16 protein-coding genes are annotated in these 20,243 nt (G+C 71.1%); all 16 read left to right on the top strand.

Annotation, left to right across the window (positions count from 1 at the left end):
• Nucleotides 1-2: 2 nt before the first annotated feature.
• The 16 genes from ABZ911_RS14285 (at nt 3) to ABZ911_RS14210 (ending at nt 20,228) form a co-directional block, all read left to right on the top strand.
• Complete coding sequence (locus tag ABZ911_RS14285; protein WP_358055015.1) at nt 3-758, top strand: hypothetical protein; 756 nt, start codon at nt 3-5, stop codon at nt 756-758.
• A gap of 11 nt (nt 759-769) precedes the next feature.
• The gene (gene ychF / locus ABZ911_RS14280) at nt 770-1,846 is read left to right on the top strand and encodes a redox-regulated ATPase YchF (RefSeq protein WP_358055013.1); all 1,077 of its coding nucleotides are present in this window, start codon (nt 770-772) and stop codon (nt 1,844-1,846) included.
• A 102-nt stretch (nt 1,847-1,948) separates the two neighbouring features.
• A complete protein-coding gene (locus ABZ911_RS14275; protein ID WP_358055011.1) occupies nt 1,949-2,275 on the top strand; it encodes a hypothetical protein in 327 nt (108 codons plus the stop codon).
• A 612-nt stretch (nt 2,276-2,887) separates the two neighbouring features.
• Nucleotides 2,888-3,646 (top strand): conjugal transfer protein, encoded by a 759-nt coding sequence (locus ABZ911_RS14270; protein WP_358055009.1) that lies wholly within the window; start codon nt 2,888-2,890, stop codon nt 3,644-3,646.
• A gap of 72 nt (nt 3,647-3,718) precedes the next feature.
• Nucleotides 3,719-3,976 carry a hypothetical protein gene (locus tag ABZ911_RS14265; protein WP_358055359.1) on the top strand — a complete coding sequence of 86 codons (258 nt, stop codon included), beginning with the start codon at nt 3,719-3,721 and terminating at the stop codon, nt 3,974-3,976.
• A 125-nt stretch (nt 3,977-4,101) separates the two neighbouring features.
• Nucleotides 4,102-6,831, top strand: coding sequence for a TcpE family conjugal transfer membrane protein (locus ABZ911_RS14260; RefSeq protein WP_358055007.1), 2,730 nt, complete (start codon nt 4,102-4,104; stop codon nt 6,829-6,831).
• Between the two features lie 28 nt (nt 6,832-6,859).
• Complete coding sequence (locus ABZ911_RS14255; RefSeq protein ID WP_358055005.1) at nt 6,860-9,337, top strand: ATP-binding protein; 2,478 nt, start codon at nt 6,860-6,862, stop codon at nt 9,335-9,337.
• Nucleotides 9,334-11,598, top strand: a complete 2,265-nt coding sequence (locus ABZ911_RS14250) for a type IV secretion system protein (protein WP_358055003.1) — start codon at nt 9,334-9,336, stop codon at nt 11,596-11,598. Before ABZ911_RS14255 ends, ABZ911_RS14250 begins: the two co-directional genes overlap by 4 nt.
• 2 nt (nt 11,599-11,600) lie before the next feature.
• Nucleotides 11,601-12,239, top strand: coding sequence for a hypothetical protein (locus ABZ911_RS14245; protein WP_358055001.1), 639 nt, complete (start codon nt 11,601-11,603; stop codon nt 12,237-12,239).
• The gene (locus ABZ911_RS14240) at nt 12,236-13,333 is read left to right on the top strand and encodes a bifunctional lytic transglycosylase/C40 family peptidase (protein WP_358054999.1); all 1,098 of its coding nucleotides are present in this window, start codon (nt 12,236-12,238) and stop codon (nt 13,331-13,333) included. Before ABZ911_RS14245 ends, ABZ911_RS14240 begins: the two co-directional genes overlap by 4 nt.
• On the top strand, nt 13,330-13,719 hold the full coding sequence (locus ABZ911_RS14235) for a (deoxy)nucleoside triphosphate pyrophosphohydrolase (RefSeq protein WP_358054997.1): 390 nt from the start codon (nt 13,330-13,332) through the stop codon (nt 13,717-13,719). The genes ABZ911_RS14240 and ABZ911_RS14235 overlap by 4 nt, the downstream gene beginning before the upstream one ends.
• A gap of 1,930 nt (nt 13,720-15,649) precedes the next feature.
• Nucleotides 15,650-15,844, top strand: a complete 195-nt coding sequence (locus tag ABZ911_RS14230; protein WP_358054995.1) for an LPXTG cell wall anchor domain-containing protein — start codon at nt 15,650-15,652, stop codon at nt 15,842-15,844.
• 74 nt (nt 15,845-15,918) lie between these two features.
• A complete protein-coding gene (locus tag ABZ911_RS14225; protein ID WP_358054993.1) occupies nt 15,919-17,715 on the top strand; it encodes a hypothetical protein in 1,797 nt (598 codons plus the stop codon).
• 96 nt (nt 17,716-17,811) lie between these two features.
• Nucleotides 17,812-18,477, top strand: coding sequence for a class I SAM-dependent methyltransferase (locus ABZ911_RS14220; protein WP_358054991.1), 666 nt, complete (start codon nt 17,812-17,814; stop codon nt 18,475-18,477).
• Between the two features lie 91 nt (nt 18,478-18,568).
• Nucleotides 18,569-19,117: an RNA polymerase sigma factor gene (locus tag ABZ911_RS14215; RefSeq protein WP_358054989.1), complete on the top strand. Its 549-nt coding sequence runs from the start codon at nt 18,569-18,571 to the stop codon at nt 19,115-19,117.
• Nucleotides 19,110-20,228 carry a hypothetical protein gene (locus ABZ911_RS14210; protein ID WP_358054987.1) on the top strand — a complete coding sequence of 373 codons (1,119 nt, stop codon included), beginning with the start codon at nt 19,110-19,112 and terminating at the stop codon, nt 20,226-20,228. The genes ABZ911_RS14215 and ABZ911_RS14210 overlap by 8 nt, the downstream gene beginning before the upstream one ends.
• Nucleotides 20,229-20,243: the final 15 nt, after the last annotated feature.

The following is a 20,243-nucleotide window of genomic DNA, read 5'->3' as shown; positions in this document are numbered from 1 at the left end:
ATATGACTACCGGCCCGAAGATGGTGATCTCCCTCGTGGGCACCTTCGTGGTGTCGGCCGTGGTGGTCGCCGCGGCCGGTGCCGTCATCGCCCAGCATGTCGAGAGGCGGCAGGCGGCCACCCCGTCGGCGTCCCCGCGCGCGCTGCGCTGGGAGGCGGGCGCCTGCGTGCGTGATTCCGGCCCGCGCTACGAGCTCGCGCCCTGCGAGGACGCCCGCGCCGAGGTGGTCGCCATGGCCGCCGACCCGCCCGGCCTCGGCGACTGCCCCGACGACACCGACGACGTGCTCCGCGTCGGCCAGGGCCGTACCGCGTGCGTCCGCGGGCGCGTCGCGCCGCACCCCGGCGCGCCCGGCGCGGGCGGCGGCGTCCTGCGCGCGGGCGACTGCCTCGCCGCCGACGGCCGCGAACGCCCGTGCACCCCCTCCGGCTGGTACGGCAAGGTCGTCGCGGTCGTCACGGCCGCGTCCGCCTGCCCGGCGGGCACCGTGGACGCGCTGACGCTCGACGACCGCGCCACGGCCTGCCTGGGCGCGGGCGGCCAGGTGCTGGCCGAGGGCATGTGCGTGGCCAGGCCGCCCGAGCGGGTGGTCGACAGGTCCGCGATCGCCGCGATCCCGTGCGCCTCGCCGGGCGCCTGGGCGCGGGTCTCGTCGTTCGATAGCGCGGGCACCCGCTGCCCGAAGGGCTCCGACCGGTACCTCAGGGCGAGGGGGGCCTTTCGCCCCGTGACCTGTTTGAGTGTTCTGGACGACTAAACTCGGGCCACGTGAGCCTCAGCATCGGGATCGTCGGCCTGCCCAACGTCGGCAAGTCCACGCTCTTCAACGCCCTGACCAAGAGCGGGAACGCCCTGGCGGCCAACTACCCGTTCGCCACCATCGAGCCCAACGTGGGCGTCGTCGGCGTGCCCGACGACCGCCTGCCGGTGCTCGCCGGGATCTTCGGCTCCGCCCGGATCCTGCCGGCGAAGGTGGAGTTCGTGGACATCGCCGGGCTGGTCCGCGGCGCCTCGGAGGGGCAGGGGCGCGGCAACCAGTTCCTGGCCAACATCCGCGACACCGACGCCATCTGCCAGGTGATCCGCGTCTTCAACGACCCCGACGTCACACACGTCGACGGTGAGATCTCCCCCAAGCGGGACATCGAGACGATCAACACCGAGCTGATCTACGCCGACCTGCAGACGGTCGAGAAGGCCATCCCGCGCCTGCAGAAGGAGGCGCGGACCAACAAGGACAAGAAGGGCGCGCTGGAGGCCGCCGAGGCTGCCGCCAAGGTGCTGGAGACCGGCAAGACCATCTTTGAGAGCGGCCTTGACCGCGCCGAGCTGCGCGAGCTGCACCTGCTGACGGCCAAGCCGTTCCTGTACGTCTTCAACCTCGACGCCGACGAGCTCACCGACACCGCGCTGCGCGAGCAGCTGGCCACGCTGGTCGCCCCGGCCGAGGCGGTCTTCCTCGACGCCAAGATCGAGTCGGAGCTGGTCGAGCTGCCCGACGACGAGGCGCTGGAGCTGCTGCAGTCGGTCGGCCAGGAGGAGTCGGGGCTGTCGCAGCTCGCCAGGATCGGGTTCGAGACGCTCGGGCTGCAGACTTACCTCACGGCGGGCCCCAAGGAGACCAGGGCCTGGACGATCCACAGGGGTTCCACGGCGCCGGAGGCCGCGGGGGTCATCCACACCGACTTCCAGCGCGGGTTCATCAAGGCCGAGATCGTCTCCTTCGAGGACCTGGTCGACGTGGGCTCCATCGCCAACGCCCGCTCGGCGGGCAAGGCCCGCATCGAGGGCAAGGACTACGTGATGCGGGACGGCGACGTGGTGGAGTTCCGCTTCAACGTCTGAGTCTGGCTTTGTGCGGACAAGAGGGGCATGGGCCGCGTCAACCCCTTTCGGCTCCCGCGCGTCGAATCGTCACGGCGTTCACGCTGACTCGGGAGGCCCCCCATGATCCGTCGCATCCTTCGCACCCGTCGTTCGACGACCCCTTCGCTGGCGAGCATCAGCCTGGAGGAGGAGCTCGCGCTGCTGCGCGTCGAGCTCATGTACGGCCTGCGGGTGAACCGTGAGGCCTATCTGCGCCGGAAGATGGAGGAGCGGGATGAGCTGACCCGCAGGCTCTACCGCCGTGACGCCGCCGCCATGCTCACCGAACTCCGCGGCTGCCTGGAGCGGGTGGGTCCGCGGCGTGAGGGGATCGAGGGTCCCGCGAAGGTCGTGGAGTTCCCGAAGCGGCGCCATCTGCAGGCCGTGGAGGGGCCCGACCCCGCCTGACCGGCCCGCTGACCAGGCCGCATGCCCTGAGGGGTGTGCGGCCTGTGGTGTCTTATACCAAACGGGCACTTCGGTACAGTCGCCACGCCCTTTGGATAGCAATCCGTGGCCTCAAGGTAATAGCGCGTGGCGTTGTCGCTGGTCACACGCCAATTCCACAGGAATGTGACAGGAACCGGTACTGAGAGTTGTCATGCACACTCGGTTTGCTCCGGAGCGGCGATGCCTGCAGCATGGGCGTGGCTTTCCTGGAAGAATTGGCGGGACTCGATAGGGTGACAGCTTCACCACGGATGATGGGGATCGGCTACGGACGACACCGCGCCAGCCGGGGGGATCGGCGCGAGCGGAGGCGTGATGGCTCGTAGGTCAACCGTCCAGCAGGGTCCTCGGATCGCTGGCGACCCTGAGCTGTCGGCGTACCCGGACACACCAGGCTTCGGCGATCCGCCGCCCCGAGGGCGTCGCGGCCCCAGGCGCGGGCGCTGGTCCGGTGGTGGCGGGCGCTGGCTGGTGTGGACAGGCCGCGCCATTCTCTGGGCGCTTATTGTAGTTATCGTGGTCAATGGGGTCCGTGCACCATTTGAGCGATTTACTCAGGCGAGTGCGCCCGTGCAGCAGGCGCCCGCGACCGGCAAGGGATTTCCCTCCGACCGGGCCTCGGCTTTCGCCACCCAGTTCGCCAACAACTACCTGAGTTTCGACGCGACCCAGCCGCAGGGCAGGGCCGCGCGGCTCGCGCCGTACCTGCCGGACGCGTCCGACGCGCAGTTCGGCTGGGACGGCAACGGCAAGCTGTCGGTCACCAACATCGAGCCGTTCGCCGTCGAGGTCGTCGACGCGCAGAACGCCGTGGTCACCGTGGCCTGCCAGACGGGCGGGCGCAGGCTGCACCTGTCGGTGCCCGTCTACTACTCGGGCGAGAAGTTCGTCGTGTCGGGCAGGCCCGCGCTGCTGCCCGCCCCCGGCCGCGCCGACCTGCCGCAGGTCGCCGGGCCCGAGGGCGACCGGGACGCGGAGACGGAGCTGCGCCCGCAGCTGGAGGGCTTCTTCAAGGCCTACGCCGAGGGGGACAGCGAGGGCATGCGCCGCTACCTGTCCGCGGGGGTCGACCTGCCGAGCTTCGGAGGGGCCTTCACCTTCGCCGAGCTCAAGAGCGTCGTGGTGCCGGTGGGGGGTGCCACCAGAGAGATCACGGCCGTCGTGGTGTGGAGCGTGCCGACCGGCGCGACGCCGTCGGCCGAGCCAGGGGCCACCGACCCGAGCGCGGTCGCCGGCCGCCTTGAGCAGGCCTACCGCCTCACTGTCGAGAAGCAGGGCGACAAGTGGTTCGTCGACGACATCCGCGGCGCCGGTCGGGCCGTTGGATAGACGCACGACCCGCACTGCTGATCGGTACCCCCCGGGAGGACAGAAGTGATCCTGAAGACCATAGTGCTGAACATGATCGAACTAGCCACGCCGACACCGGCCCCGACAGGCGTGGACACCGAAGGGCTCGCCAACTTCCTGCGCGCCTTCTTCGCCCCGCTCTTCCTCGTCGTGGTGTCCGTGGTCGCGCTGTTCTTCCTCTTCACCCGTGAGATCACGAGATTCGTACAGTTCCTGATTCTCGCCGTGGCGATTGGCGTGATCTTCTACGTTCCCAACATCATCGAAGTGACGGCCAAGGCGATAGCGGGGGCACTGGGCATCAAATGAGTTCTCCGAAGAGACCTCTCTAGAGCGGTCTCGGAGGGTTGAGACTGCTCTGTGGCGGTCATTGAACGAGAGCGGAGGACTCCCGAGCGGCGGCGACCGCGAGCGAGGGTGGAGAGGAGGACTGCGTGGATCTGCCCACGTACACGAACATCTGGCGTATCGAGAAGCGGCTCTACAAGCTGTATGACCTGCGGCTTCCCATGCCACTCCCGATCGTCTGGATCGGCGTCTTCGTCGGCGTGCTCGCACCGTGGTCCCTGTTGCTCTGGCTGATCGGCATCAAGTTCCAGGCGCCCTGGCACGTCCTCTACCTGGTGCCGCCGGGCATCGTGACGTGGTTGTCCACCCGGCCGGTGATCGAGAACAAGCGGCTCACCGAGCTGCTGCAGTCGCAGGTGCGGTACATGGGCGAGCCCCGCTCCTGGTGCCGCATGGCGCCGACCGCCGAGCCCGAGACGCTGGCCTTCGCGGGCCGGGTATGGCGGGTGTCGCCCGAGACGGTCCGCGTCAAGGCCCCGCGCAAGGCCCGCCACGGGATGCGCGGCAAGACACCGGTCCGCGCCACCCCGGCCACGGCCCGCGAGGTACGGCCCGCCGTCGCCGCCGCGGCCGCCGCCGCCACCCACGCCCCCGTGGCCGAACCCCCCCAGCCCCGCACGGGTTGGGGCCGCGTGGTCACTCCCCGCCGAGGCACCGCCCCCGCCCTGGGCAGCGCCGCCGCCCCCAAAACCCCCGATCCGGTACGGCACGACGACCTTCCCCCCAGAACCACCACCCAGCCCGCGACCAAAGCGGAACCGGTGCCCGCCCCACGAGCCGAGGTACCGCGCACTCCCCAGCGAGCCGAGGCGCCGCGCACTCCCCGGTGGGGCGACAAGGGCCCAAGACCGGCGCATGAAGAGAGCGCGCCTCCGGTCCAGGACGAGGCTTCGCCCGCGGCATGGGTTGAGGGGTCGCAGGCCGAGGTGAAACCGATCGGGACCGAGGCGTTGCGGCGACTGCGCAGGCTCGCGGCCACCGCCGACTCAGCCCCCGCGGCCCCCCGCCCAGAACTCGACTCCCCCCATCTCCACCCCACCCACACTGACGCACCCGCACCCGCATCCGGGGACGCCGACGCGCGGGCTTCCGGGGACGCCGAGGTGTCTCCCGCCGATCAGGGGAGTGGAGACGCCGAGAGGCCGGATACCGCCCACGCTTCTGAGGGCGTCGATCCGTCCACCTCCGCCCGCGTCTCGGGAGATGCCCCATCCGCCGCAGTACGCGCCTCAGGGGATGTCACGTCCCCCGTCGCCCGCGCCTCCGCGGACGACACGGCCGCTGCGGAACGCGGCCCCGGGGATGACGCTTCCGCTGTCGCGCGGGATTCCGGGGTGCCGAGGGATCTGCGGGAGCAGCATCGCAAGGGGCAGCCGCCGAGGGCGGGGGCCGCGGCGTCAGCTCCCGAAACCCAGCAGGTCTGGCCGCTCTCGCCGAAGTCGAAGCCCAAGCCGGGTCTCCTGCCCCCGTCCCTCAGGAACGCCGTGAGCTCCGTGCGCACGGGACCCCAGATCGACGACCCGAGCACACCTCCCACGGGTCACCCGATCCCCTCGAAGCCAGGCGTATCAAGGCCCGCCGCATCCGAGCCCTCCCTGCCCGCACGGGGAACGCTCGCGCCGGGCACGCCTACGCCGGAAGCATCCGCGCCGGGATCGCCTGCGTCGGGAGCACCCGCGTCGGGCGCGCCCGGACAGGAGGCGCCGGAGCAGGGTGCTCCCGCGTCGGCGCCGTCGAAGGCGGTGCCCGGTAAGGCGGGGCCCGTCAAGCCGCCTGTGTCGATCAGGGCCGTTCCCACGGTGGGCAGGGCCGCTGAGGCCGCGCCGGGGGCCGCCGTGCCCGTGCCGCGCCCCGGGGAAGGGGAGACGCGGATTCGCCGGGTCGAGTCCGTGGTCGGGCGGGACGGCTCAGGCGGCGGGTGGCGGCGGCTCGCGCAGGTGGTCGTCGGGGGGAGCGGTGGCCGTACCGACGGGTCCGAGGTTGACGAGGCTCGGGCCAGGGGTGTGTTCGTGGGCAGCAGGCGGGTTGTGGTGCTGGGGTGCACGGGGGGTGCGGGGCAGAGTACGACGGCGTTGATGCTCGGGCACACCTTCGCCCGGTTCCGCGACGACCGGGTGCTCGCCGTGGACGCCAACACCGGCGGCAGCACGCTGACCAGCAAGATCAAGGCCGAGTCGCCGGAGACGCTGACGTCGCTGCTGTCAGGGCTGGACCAGGTCAGCGGGTACCTGAGCATGCGGGCCTACACGACCCGTACCGCCTCGGGCCTGGAAGTGGTCGCCGCCGACACCGAGCTGGGCGCCGAGCAGCGCCTGGCCGACCGCACCCTCTTCTCCGACCACCGCCTCGGGCAGGCGATGCGCCTGCTCGACCGGCACTACAAGCTCGCCGTCATCGACCCGGCGGCCGCCCTGGCCGCGCGGGTCCTGCCGTACGCCGACCAGTTGGTGCTCGTCGTCCCCGCCAGCGACGACGCCGCGGACGCGGTGGCGATGACCTTCGAGTGGCTCGACGGGCACGGCTGCGCGGACCTGCGCAGGCGCGCGGTGATGGTGGTCAACGGCGTGAGCCGGCGCAGCATGTCCGACGTGGAGCAGGCCGAGGCGGTGGCGCGCGGCAGGTGCCGGGCCATCGTCCGGGTGCCCTGGGAGGACGACCTGGCGCCGGGCGCGAACGGCGACCTGGTCGAGCCAGGGCAACTGCGCCCCGCCGGCAGGCGGGCCTACCTGGCGCTCGCCGGGGTCGTGGTCGCGGGCTTCGCGGCAGGGGCGTCGGGACAGACAGCACGGCCGAGCGAGGAGGAGCTTGCCCAGTGACCCCACGGGCACGAAAGAGGGTGGCGGCATGAGCAGGACGTCGCGCGGGCATCAACGCCTGGCGGTCCGCTACTTCGACGACCGCATCCTGCTCACCGAGACCTCCGCGTGGGCCTACTTCCGGCTCCCCACGGTCAGCTACGAGTTCGTCACGCCGGAGGAGCGCGAGGCGCTGGCCACCAACATCACGATCGCGCTGGCCGCGATCAGGATGCCGGACGCCGAGGTACACCTCAGGGTCGCCCACCGCACCTACCCGGCGGCCGAGTGGGCGATGACGCTGAACGGCACCTCCGACGAGGGGCCGGGCTGGCGCGACTACCTGGAGGAGATGTACCGGCACGTCTGGGCCAAGGACTTCTGGTCGAAGGAGGTCTACCTCGGGGTACGGCTCGGCCCGCGCGGCCGCCAGCTCGGCTCCGGGGTGCTCTCCCAGCTCTTCGGCTTCTACCAGCGCAGCGAGAAGGCCCTGGGCCTCGACGACGACCACGTGCCGGACGGCGAGATCACCAGGTGGACCGAGCAGGCCGAGCGGCTGGGCCGGGCGCTGGCCTCCAGCGCGCTGTACGCCAGGCACGCCACCTCCACCCAGGTCGCCTGGCTGTTCCAGCACGCGGCCTCGGGCGCGCTCGGTGACCCGCCGCCGTCGGCCAGCCCGCGCCGGCGCTGGGGCCGGGGCGAGATCGAGTCGCTGGTCGAGGGCGAGATCCACAACGGCAGGTCGTACCTGCGGATCGTGCAGCCGCTCGGCGACTCCTACGTGGCGCACCTGTCGTTCGCCCGCTTCCCCGACCTGATGGCCTTTCCGGACGGCGAGCCGTGGATGCACTTCGCCGACCAGCTCCCGTTCCCGGTGGAGATCTCGTCGCGGATGCGGCTGATCCCGCCGGTCAAGGCGTCGAAGGACGTCGCGCGCAAGCTCGCGCACGCCCGCGACATGGACATCCACATCCGCGAGGCGGGCGCGGAGGCCCCGATCGCGCTGGCCGAGCAGATCGACGCGGCCCGCATGCTGGAACACGGCATCACGAAGGAACGACTGCCCTTCGTGTACGGCTGGCACCGCCTGATCGTCTCGGCCCCGACGGAGGAGATCTGCGTCCAGCGGGTGGAGGCGGTGGTCGAGCACTACCGGGACCTCGGCATCGACATCGTCAACTCCACCGGCGACCAGTTCTCGCTGTTCTGCGAGGCGCTGCCGGGTGAGAAGGTGCGGGTCAACGCCTACGCCCAGCGCCAGCCGCTGCGCACGATCGCGGGCGGCATGGCCACGGCGACGGTCGATCTGGGTGACCGGATCGAGGAGGCGAGCACGAGCTGGCTCGGGCCGTACATCGGCGAGACGGTCGGCAGGGCGCGCAGCATCGTGCACTTCGACCCGCTGGTGGCCGCCTCGCGCAACCGGCCGACGGCCATCGCGATCACCGGTGAGCCGGGCGGCGGCAAGACCACGCTGGCGCTGCTGATGATCTACCAGATGGCGCTGCGCGGGGTCACGGTCGCGGTGATCGACCCGAAGGGCGACGCGGAGTCGCTGGTGCAGTTGCTGCAGAAGCGGGACCGCAAGGCGCGGATCATCCCGCTCGGCTCGGCGGCGCCGGGCCTGCTGGACCCGTTCTCGTTCGGCGACGACATCGCGGCGAAGAAGACGATGGCGACCGAGACGCTGCGGCTGCTCCTGCCGAGGATGTCGGAGGAGCGCGAGTCGGCGATGATCCAGGCGGTCGCGGCGGTGTCCAACCAGCCCGACCCGTCGCTGGGCAAGGTGGTGGACTTCCTGGAGGAGTCCGACGACGCCGCCTCGAAGAACCTGGGCGCGGTGCTGCGCTCGATGTCGGAGATGCACCTGGCCACGCTCTGCTTCGACCCGTCCGGCGGCGACCAGATCGACAGCGAGGGCTGGACGACCGTGTTCACCCTGGGCGGGCTGACGCTGCCGGACGTCGCCACGGGCCGCGACGACTACTCCTACGAGCAGCGGCTCTCGGTGGCTCTGCTGTACCTGGTCTCGCAGTTCGCCCGCAGGCTGATGAACGGCCTCGACCGGCGCGCGCCGAAGGCGATCTTCCTGGACGAGGCGTGGGCGATCACCTCGACGCCCGAGGGGGCCAAGCTGGTTCCCGAGGTGAGCCGGATGGGCCGCTCCCGCAACACCGCGCTGGTGCTCGTCTCGCAGAACGCCGGCGACCTGCTGAACGAGCAGGTGACCAACTGTCTGTCCTCTGTCTTCGCCTTCCGGTCAACCGAGCGCGTGGAGGTCGATCACGTCATGGCTTTGCTGGGCGTGGATCCGTCGGAGGAGCACAAGGCCGTACTCCGGTCTCTGGGCAACGGCGAGTGCATTTTCCGTGATCTTGACGGCAGGGCCGGCCGTATCGGCGTGGACCTGATCTCCGACGAGCTGCTCCGGTGGCTCGACACGAACCCGACCCACGACAAACCCGGCGAGAACGGGCATGATCATAAGCGCGGGGGAGTGGCAGGAGCGCAGGAGGTGCGGTCATGAAGGGCCCTCGGAACGGACGTCGGTCTAAGGTCCGGCTAGCCAGGAGGCTGGCGGCGGCCCTGGCCATGTTCATCGGCATCCTCGCCCTGCCACTGGTGCTGCCGCCCAGCGCCTCGGCGGCGGCTCCCATCTGCAACCTGTCGGGGGAGCTGGCCCCCCAGATCGTCGGCACCGGCATGAGCGGCATGCTCCAGCCGCAGGGCGAGCCCGAGGGCTCGCCCCCCGCCGCACAGCAGCAGCCCATCACCAACTACGGCCGGTACGGCATGGCCGGCCAGTTCTGGCACACCAACGAGCTGGGCTGCAGCGACTTCGCCGCGGTGCTCGGCAACACGTGGGCCAACATGATCTTCGACTGGGCCAAGGCCGTCGACCAGCTCACCATCACCACCTACCAGGCCGCCACGACCGAGGGCCCACTCCAGGCGATCAAGGACGTGACCGACGACATCGTCGGCAACCTGGCCTCGGCCATGTACTGGCCGTACCTGCGCCCGCTGGTCATCCTGGGCGCGATCTGGCTGGCCTGGTACGGCCTGATCCGCAAGCGGGCGACGACCACCGCCGAAGGCGTCATCTGGATGGTGCTGGCGGTCACGGTCGCGGTGTGGTTCTTCAGCCGCCCCGGCGACTTCACCGGCCTCGGCAAGGTGGTCACCGACAAGACCGGCGAGGTCGTCAACTCCGCCTTCTCCGGCCTGCCGGGCGCGGGCGGCACCTCCTGCCTGCCCACCAAGGGCACACCGGGCGAGGCGAAGCCCGGCGGGTACGGCCAGCCCGGCGTGTCCGGCATCGCGCAGAACTCCGACGCGCTCTGGTCCACGCTGGTCTGCAAGCCGTGGCTGATGGGCCAGTTCGGCACCGCCGACCCCAACGCCCCCGTGGTCCGCGACTACGCGTCCAAGCTGATCGACCTGCAGGCGGTCGACCGTGCCGAGATGGCGGCGGGCGCGCAGAACCTGGCCGGGGCCCAGGCGGGCTACACCGAGATGGCCAACACCCTCAAGGGCACCCCCATCTACCCGGTCTTCCAGGGCAGGGACTGGAGCAACCGGCTGGGCGTGGCGTTCCTCGCGCTGATGGCCGCGATGATCGCCGGCCTCCTCATCTTCCTGGTGGCGGTCACGCTGCTGGTGCTGAAGATCGCCTTCCTGCTGCTGCTGATCCTCGGGCCGGTGTTCCTGCTGATCGGCGTCCATCCGGGCAGCGGGCGCATCATCGCGATGCGCTGGGTGGAGATGCTGGTCGGCACGCTGCTCCGCCAGGCGGTCCTCGCCCTCGTCCTCGGCCTGCTGGTGTACGGCTACGCCCTGATCATCTCCACCGCCATGCCCTGGGGCACCCAGATCCTGTTCATGGCGCTGCTCACGATCGCCGTGTTCTTCTACCGGCGCCCCTTCCAGCACCTGTTCTCCTCGATGAACGGCCACACGCTCACCACCCGGATGCTGGGCGAGGCCGCCTCCTCGCCGATGCTGGAACGCGCGGGCGGCGCGCTGCCGCCGATCGCCTCCTACCGGGTGGGGCGCTGGAGCATGCGCAAGGCCGAGCCGCTGATCCAGGCCGCTGCCGTCGGCGCCAGCATGGGCGCCGCGGCCGGTGCGGGCGCCGCCGTCGCCCAGGGCAGGGCCAGGGGCGAGGAGGGCGCCACCGGCACGGCGTCCGGCACCCGGGTGCCCGTCCAGGCCGCGCCGCTGAACACCGACACGCAAGGCGGCAAGGCAGGGGCCAGGCCCGCGCCCGCCCAGCGCACCGGAGCCGCGCCGCCGCTCAACCTCAGCGGCAGCGGCCCCCGCGCCTCCGGCGGCTCCCCAGCGGGCGGCTCAGCCCCCGCCGGGACCTCCGGCGGGTCGGGGGGCGGCGCGCGCACGTCCGGCTGGTTCGGCGGCAGGTCCGGCGGCGGATGGGCGTCGCGCGGCGGTTCGAGCGGGCCGCGCAGCGGCGCCTCGGGCGGCGGCACCCGCTCACGCGGCTCCGGCGGCGGCGGATCCCCCGGCGGCGGGCTGTTCGGCGGCTCCTCCGGGTCCAGGAACGGCTCCTCGGGGTCGCGCGGCGGATCCGGCTCGTCCAGGTCGTCAGGATCGTCCGGGTCGGGGTCCGGGTCGCGTGGCGCCTCGGCGCCCCGGCACGCCGACGTGCCCCAGGCGCGCTCGGCCGAGCCGCCGCCGCTGTGGCTGCCCGGCCGGAACGGGGACGGCAGAGGGGGCGATGAGCCCCAGGTGCCGTTCTGGCTGCGACCCAACAGCTCTGACAAGGATTGAAGATGGTGCGGTCCGGTGACAGGCGGAGGGTGGCCTTCGCCGCCATCGTGGTGGTGCTCGCCGTGGTCGGGCTCTACCTGACCATGTGGCCGGGGGGTGACGAACCCGAGGAGGAGGCGGAGGGCGCGGGCCGTACCGGGCAGGCGGTGGTGACGGCGGCGGCCGAGCCCAGCAGGCCGCTCGCCACGGCCAGTGGCGCGCCCTTCGACATCTACTCCTACCTGCCGATGTCGAAGCAGGAGCTGGCCGCTTCGGCGGACCTGGCCGAGCGGTTCGTCGCCGCGTACGGCACCTTCAGCCACGCGGAGGACCCCGCCGCCTACGCCGCCCGGCTGATGGCGTTCACCACCGGCGACCTGGCCGAGGTGCTCACCAGGACGATCACCTCGCCCGGCATCGTGGAGGCCAACCGCGCCGACCAGGTGGTCTCGCTGGGGTCGGCGAAGATGAAGGAGATCAGGCAGGTCGGCAAGAGCTCCGTCGTCTTCGTGGTGACCGGCACCCGGCAGGTCACCGCCAAGAGCGGCACCAGCCAGAAGGCCGACGAGTACGCCGTGACGCTGACGCCGGTGGGCGCCGACTGGCGCGTCTTCGACCTGCAGCCCGCGGACGAAGGTCAGGACGGAGACGCCCAAGGGTGAACATCTCCTCCCGTGCGCGCATCGTCCTGGTGGTCGCACTCGCCGGACTGGTGCTCGTGACACTGATCCTCTCCCCGATGCTGATGAGCTCCTTCCCCAGCTTCCTGGGACAGGACGGCCTCATGCCGGACTGCGAGGAGGTCACCCAGGAGTCGGAGGCGGCCTCCGACAGCGCCGCCTCGGACATCCCGGCCGAGTACCTGGCGCTGTACAAGAAGCACGGCAAGAAGATCGGCGTGCAGTGGAACATCCTGGCCGGCGTCGGCAAGCGCGAGACCGACCACGGCCGTTCCACGCTGCCCGGCGTGCAGAGCGGCACCAACTACGCGGGCGCCGCCGGGCCCATGCAGTTCCTGATCAGCACCTGGGGCGGCAAGGCGCGCATCCCGATCCCGTCGAAGTTCAACGGCTACGCCTCCGACGGCGACGGCGACGGCTGGGCCGACGTGTACAACCCCGCCGACGCGATCCTCGGCGCGGCCAGGATGCTGAAGCGAAACGGGGCGCCGGAGAACGTACGGCGCGCGCTGTTCGTCTACAACCGGGCCTGGTGGTACGTCGACCAGGTCGAGGAGATCGCCAAGCGGTACGCCAAGAGCGGCGAGGTCAAGATCCCGCCGCAGGCCGACCCCGCCTGCGACGAGCCGTTCCTGGAGGCGGCCCCGGACACGGTGGTGGCCAAGATCCTGACCTACGCGCTCGCCCAGCGCGGCAAGCCGTACCTGTGGGGCGGCACCGGGCCCGACGCCTACGACTGCTCGGGGATCATCTACATGGCCTACCGGAGCGCCGGGCTGTCGATCCCGCGCACCACCTTCCAGCAGTGGCCGTTCGGGGTGAAGATCCCCGACGGGCAGGAGCAGCCCGGTGACCTGGTGTTCTTCAACGCCGGACCCGGCACCGGCCCGAACGCGCCAGGGCACGTCGGCATGGTGGTGTCCAAGGGCAAGATGGTCGAGGCCAGGTGCCGGCTGTGCGGGCCGATCAAGGTCACCAGCTACCGGAGCCGCGACAGCATCGTGGGCTTCACCCGGCCCCTGCAGAATCCAGGTGTGCAGGACCAGCTCAAGAAGCAGCAGAATTCTTCGCTATGACAGTGGTGGTGGTAGGGGCGGCGATCGTCTCGGACGGCAGGGTACTCGCGGCGCAGCGGGCCGAACCGGCCGCGCTCGCCGGCGGGTGGGAGCTCCCCGGAGGCAAGGTCGATCCCGGCGAGAACGACCTCGACGCGCTCGTCCGCGAGTGCGAGGAGGAACTCGGCGTCCTGGTCGCGCCCGGAGCCCGGGTCGGCGGCGACTGGCCGCTGAACGGCGACTACGTGCTCAGGGTGTGGCTGGCGCGGATCGTGTCCGGGGTGCCGGAGGCCAAGGAGCATCTGGCGCTGCGGTGGCTCGGCAGCGAGTCGCTGTACGACGTCGCGTGGCTGGAGGCGGATCTTCCCGTGGTTCGGGCGGTGGAGAATCTGCTGAGAGAGGGTTAAGGGGCGTCAGGGCGTGACATAACGATTACTGAGCGTGATTATGGGCGTTCGTAATCGGGGGGATAGCGCAATGGCCGATTGGTGGCACCGGGCCCGGATCGCGTCGGCGGTGGGGGCGGGCGCGTTGGCCGTGGCCGCCACGTCCGCGGCGGCCGGGGTGGCGGAGTCTCGGGTGGTGGAGTTCGGGCTGCTGCTGGAGCGGATCTATGACGATCCGAACTTCGGGGCATGGGTCCGGACAGGGGATGTCCTGCGGTTCCGCGTGCTCCTGGAGGGAGCCTCGGACGGCAGTCTCGCGGTGGCGGCCAATCCGCCGGAGGCCCTGTCGAGGCTCTCCTGTGGGGATCAGTTGCCGAGTTCACGCGCCGTGCCGCGTCCGGAGGGTTTGGGCGATGCCGCTCGGAACCCGCGGGGTTTGGGCGATGCCGCTGTGGACGAGCCGCGTTCGGTTGGTCCTAGGTCTTCTGGCGTCCCGCCCACGGATGACGCGCATCCGGGCTTCCGGCCTGCCGCGGTCTCATCGTCCGCCACGTTGCCCTCGGCCGTTCCGGCGTCGGGTGCTTCCTCGGGTTCCGGTGGGGCTCAGGCGTTGGGTACGCAGACCTGCGAGCTGAGGGGGGTGGCCGGGCAGCGGGCCGCTGATGTGCAGCTCGTCGTGCCCGCCGGGGTGAAGGAGGTCGTGCTGGCCGCCGTCGCTCGGGTGGAGGGGCCGAACGGGCCGCAAGTGCTCAGCAGGCTGGCCAGGACTCCTGTGGAGGCCGACCTCGGGGCGGAGCGCCCGCCACCACATCAGGTACAGCCTCTCCCGGAAGGTCACGCGCAGGCCATCCCAGAGGAGCACGCGCAGGCCGTCCCGGAAGGTCAGGCGCAGGAGTTCTCAGAAGGTCACGCACAGCCTCTTCCGGAAGGTCAGGGGCAGGAGTTCCCCGGAGGCTACGGGCAGACCGCTCCGGAAGGGTACTCGCAGAACGCTTTGGCAGGGCACGCGCATGCCATCCCGGAGGGGCAGGCGCAGGCTGTCCCGGGAGGTCAGGGGCAGGAGTTCCCTGGAGGCTACGGGCAGACTGCCCCGGAAGGACACCCGCAGAACGCTTTGGTAGGGCACGCGCAGGGTCTTCCGGGAGAGGTCGGCTCGGGAGGGTGGACCGCGCTGGCTGAGGGCTCGCCGTCGGACTGGTACGCGCAGATGCCGTCCTACGAGGAGCCCGCGCAGGGTGTTTCGCCGGAGAAGTCCGTACATGAGCAGGTTGTGGCGGGCGGGTTCGGGGCTCTGGGGAGCGGCATACCATGGGATGGTGTGGTTCCGTTCGGCAACATCGGTAAGCCGTCCAGGAGCGCTGAGGGTGAGCTGGTGAAGCATCGCCGGTGGGACACTCCTCGGTACGGCAGGCAGGGCACGACCCGGGGGCAGGCGCAGGGGAGAGCGAGCTCGGGGAACACGAACCCGAAAGCCCCGCTGAGCGTGGATCCGAGGGCCTTGGTGGGCACGGCCCCGGGGGGCACCGCGGCCACGAGCCCGGGGGTGTTGGGTGGTGTCACGCCGAGGGCTCCGGGGGTTCTGGGTGGTGTGACGCCAAGGGCTCCGGTGGGCGTTGTTCCGGGGGCTTCGGGGAGTACCACGCCGAGGAGTCCGGGGAGTGTCACCCCAGGGAGCTTGGGGAGTGTCACTCCAAGGGTTCCGGGGGTTCTGGGTGGTGTGACGCCGAGGGCTCCGGGCGTTGTTCCGGGGGCTTCGGCGAGTACTGCGCCGAGGAGTCCAGGGAGTGTCACCCCAGGGAGTTTGGGGAGTGTCACCCCAGGAGTTTTGGGGAGTGCCAAGCCGGGGGGTGCTGTGAGGCCGGCCGGATCGGGGCTGGCCGTGGGGCAGTGGAGCGCTCCAGGGGCGCGGTTGCCTGATGCCGTACCGGGTCAGGCTGGGGCCGGGGAGGCTGTGAGCGTGCCGCTCGCGCGGGAGGTCGCGGTGGGGAAGCGGCAGGTGGAGGCGGCGGAGCGGGTGGATCTGGTGAGCGGTCCCCAGGGGTTGCCGCTCGCGGCGGGCGGCATCGGGGTGTTGCTGGCGGGGCTCTGGCTGGTGGTCAGGAGGAAGCGCCGACAGATCCAGGACGCATCTCAACCGATGTTGTAAAACGGACTTTGCTGTTACATTTACCCGCCTAGTATTCTCTTGACCAAGGTCCCGGGGATTCGCGGAGGGCAGCGGTGGCAGCCAGGCGAGCGACGGCCGTGTCCGCCGTACTCCTCTCCCTCGGACTCAGTGGCGTGGTGCTTCTCGCGGTCGCCCCCTTAGTGGGGGCGAGCGCGAACGCCTCGGCGGCTGTCCTCGACCCGGTCGAGCCGTGCGACGTCGACGTCTGCATGACCCCCGAAGATCCGGTCACCACGATCACCATCACCACGTCGTTGCCGACGCCGACGCCGGAGGACCCCGTCACCACGGTGACGACGACGGTGACGCCCTCGTCGACGCCGGAGCAGACCACCAAGAAGCCGACCCCCACGCAGACCACCAACCCCACGCCCGAGCAGCAGGATCCCCCGCCGCTCCCGACGACGAACGTCCAGCCTCCGGTGACTCCCTCCGAGGAGGACGACCCGGTCGAGACGCCGTCGTTCACACTGCCGTCCGTGGACACCGGCACGCCCCCGGGGCAGATCGTGCCGAGTGACCAGCCCCCGACGTCGCAAGGGCCGGACTCGGTGCCGCTGGAGGTACGCAACGCGGCTCCCGAGTACGACCAGGTCACGCTGAGCCGCAAGCTCGGCATCCCGGCCCTGGTGCTGGTCCTGCTGGCGCTGTTCGCGGTATTGATCTTCGAGGGACGGCTCCGCCGGATGGCCCACGCGGCAGCGGTACGCAAGGCGGGCCCACAGCCCCCCGGCCGCCACCGAGCCGAGCCCACCGAGCCCTACGGCTACCCGGCCGGCCCCGGCTTCGCAGGCCCGATCCCGGCCTACGCGCCGATCATCAGCTTCGTCCCCGTCCAGACCTACCCCGGTGGTCCGGCCCAGTACGCCCCGGTCTACCAGCAGCCGTTCATCGCCGACCCGAACGCGTACGGCCATCCCCAGGACCCGACCGTGTACGGCCACGCCCCTTACACCCAGGACATGCACCTCCAGGACCCCTACGGTCAGCAGGGTGTGCCGGGACAGCCGGAGACCTTCGGCCCGGAAGGCGGCGTTGCTCAGGAGGGCGGCGCAGGGCAGCCCGGCGCGGTCGGTCATGAGGGCGGTCTGACCCACGAGGCCATGGGCCAGCCGGACGGTCCCGGAGAGCCGGGGACAGCCGCGGCGCAGGGTGGATTCGGAGAGCCGGGCACAGCCGGGGCGCAGGGTGGTTTCGGAGAGCCGGAGAGTCGGGGTAGCTACCCGGGAGTAGCCACGCAGGGCCTGTCGAGCGGCATGCGGTCCGAGTCCTCAGGTCAGGCGGAGGATGGAGAGCGTGTTCGCTCCCTCTTCGAGCCGCTGAAGCCGCCTGCGGACGCTCTCGGCGACATGCCGCCCGGCGGCACCGCGCCCTTCACGGACTCGCACACCAGCAGGGACCCTGGCGAGCGCCACGCCTCCCTCCCCGGCGAACACGGCGACGCTGAACCTTGGCAGTACGACTATGACTCCCTGGGAGGCATTCCCGCGCCTGGCATGGCCACATCGTCCCCGCCGGGCGCTGCCGGGTCCAGCACGGACTTCGGCGGGTCCAGCGGGTCCAGCACGGACTTCGGCGGGTCCGGTGCGGACTCGCGAGCCGGCGAGGGTTCCTGGGCAGGGCACGATGTCGAGGTCGGTTCGGCCTCGGGCATCGCTGAGAACAGTCAGGCAGCTCCCGACAGGCGCGATGGCGGTGCCGGAGTGGATGACCTCTTCAGGCCGGCTCCGCGCCACGGTGCCCCCGAGGAGCCCGCCGCCCCCGACACCACGATGACCTACCCGCTGCCGGATCAGCCCCCAGCCGACGAGCCCCCCGGCAAACGCCGCCGCTGGGGCCGCCGCAAGTGACTCACGATGCTCGCCCGGCCTCGTGGTTCTGCTCACGTACACCGTTTGCCGATCGGATCTGATGGGTCTGTCGGTGGCGCCTGACATCATCCGTCGATGACAGAAGTGAATGCCACCTCGATCTCATCCTTCTGGGATGCCGCCGCAGCTTCCTTCGACGAGGAGGCCGACCACGGGCTTCGCGATCCCGGCGTCAGGGCCGCGTGGGCGGACCGGCTGCGATCGTGGATGCCGCGCGCTTCGGCCGATGTCTTGGACCTGGGCTGCGGCACCGGTTCCTTGTCGCTGCTGCTCGCCGAGCAGGGACACCGGCCGGTGGGGGTGGATCTGTCGCCGCGTATGGTCGAGCAGGCCCAGCGCAAGCTCGCCACGGCCGGGTTCGACGTCGCGATGATGGTGGGTGACGCGAGCAGTCCCCCGGCGGAGGTGGGGCCCTCCTTCGATGTGATCCTCTCCCGCCACCTGCTGTGGACCTTGCCCGATCCCGAGCAAGCCTTGCGCCGCTGGGTCGGCTTGCTGCGCCCGGGCGGGCGCCTGGTGCTCATCGAGGGACGCTGGGCAGCCGCCGACGGTGAGTCCGGCGACCAGGCGTATGACGTGAAGTCCGAGTCGCTGCCGTGGATGGGGGGAGTCAGGGCCGAGCGGCTCCTGCGCGCACTGCGGCCACTCGCCGCAGACTCGCGAGTCGAGCCGCTTACCGATCCCAGCCTGTGGGGCCGCCCGATCCAGGACGAGCGATACGCCGTCATCGCCTTCCCGTAGTCGGTGGGGCTGACCCAGGGAAGTGCCAGCGGGTCCTCTGAGAAGAGCCGTGGGGCGTGAAAGCATTTCCGCCGAACGGGCAAGAACGGGCGTGACAGTGCACAACACGCGTGACGGGGTGGGGCTGCGCTTACCGCCCGACCTCTTCGACGCGCATTTCGCCGAGATCCACCGCTACATCGCGCGGCGGTTGCCCGAGGACGTGGCCGACGACCTGGCCGCAGAGGTCTTCGTGGCGGCCTTACAGGGCCACTACGACCCGGCGGTCGGCGCGGTGCGGCCCTGGTTGTACGGCATCGCCACCAATCTCGTCGCCCGGCACCGGCGCGCCGAGATCAGGCGGTGGAAGGCGATCAGCCGGACGGCCGAGCGCGACGGCGGCGGCCACGAGGACGAGGTGCTCGACCGGGTGACGGCGGCGCGCTTCACCGGCCCGCTGGCGGGGGCGCTGGCCGGGCTGAAGCGGCGCGACCGGGATGTGGTGCTGCTGGTCGCGCTGGGCGGGCTCAGCCATGCCGAGGTGGGCGAGGCCCTCGGCATTCCCGCCGGCACCGTCGGATCCCGGCTGAGCCGGGCGCGCAGGCAGTTGCGCCAGGCACTCGGCGACGTCAACCCGCTGAAGGAGGACTCCCATGGATGAGCTGGACCTGCTGGCCCGCGCCCTGCCCGACGCGCGGCCCCCGTCGCCCGAGGTCGTCGCCCGGGCCCGTGCCCGTCTGACCGGTCCGCCGGTCCGTCCGGTGCGGCGGCGCGCTTGGACCTGGGCTGCGGCGACCGCCGTGGTGGTCACGGCGGCGATCGTGACGCTGGTGTTCTCGCTGGTGGCGTACCTGACGCCGGCGCCGGTCGCGGTCGCGCCGAGGGCCAACCAGGCACTGTTCGACCTGGCCGACAGGATCGAGAGGTTGCCCGAGGAGAGCGGCGTCTACTGGCGGCAGGTGTCGATCCCCGGCAATTACCAGAAGGCCGATGGCCTCACCTATCTGGCGTCCACCCGCCTGGAGACTTGGCAGTCGCGCGACCCCGCCGATCCGATGCTCATGGTGTTCTGGTCCGAACCCATCGCCCGCCCGGCCACGGCTGCGGACGAGCGCGCCTGGCGGGCCGCCGGGAGTCCGCGCCGAATCAAGCTCCTGTGCGAGGACGGTGAGCGCTGCCCTTCCGTGTCGGTTACCGACAAGCTGGGGAAGTGCATCTACCGACAGGACGCCGCTGCGGGGGGCGTGCTGCCCGATCGCACGGTCGGCACATTGACCATGGCCGACCTGGCGGCGTTCCCCACCGATCAGGATGGGCTGAGGGAGAAGCTCCGCGCGTACCACAAGGCCTGGTACAAGCGCGGCTTCAAGGAGCCCTTCGAGAAGTTCCTGCCCGTCACTGCGAACCTCCTGGACCTGCCGCTCCGCCCCGACCAGCGCGCCGCGCTCATCCGTCTCCTGGCCGGAGTGCCGAGCACCAAGGTCGTGGGCACCGTGACGGATCCGCTGGGCAGGCCGGCCCTGTCCGTTGACTTCGGCGTCGCCCGGCACGCGCTGGTCTACGACAGCAAGAAGGGAAAGGAGCTGCAGGTCTATTCCAGAACGCTCCTCGATCCTGGCACGGGCAAGACGCTCGCCGACGTCTCCTACGCGGCCCGTACGGCTGTCTGGGCCGACAAGGGCGACCCCATGACCTTCACCGCCACGGCTCCGGAGTCCGGCTGGACCACGGCGAGGCCCACCCCTCCGGAGGGCTGCGAGAAGCGAAGGTGAGAAGTGCGGAATCTC

Source organism: Nonomuraea sp. NPDC046570, from assembly GCF_040645915.1.
Taxonomy (GTDB): Bacteria; Actinomycetota; Actinomycetes; order Streptosporangiales; family Streptosporangiaceae; genus Nonomuraea.
Note: the sequence above shows the minus strand (reverse complement) of the source record. Positions and strands in the feature narration are given on the sequence as shown.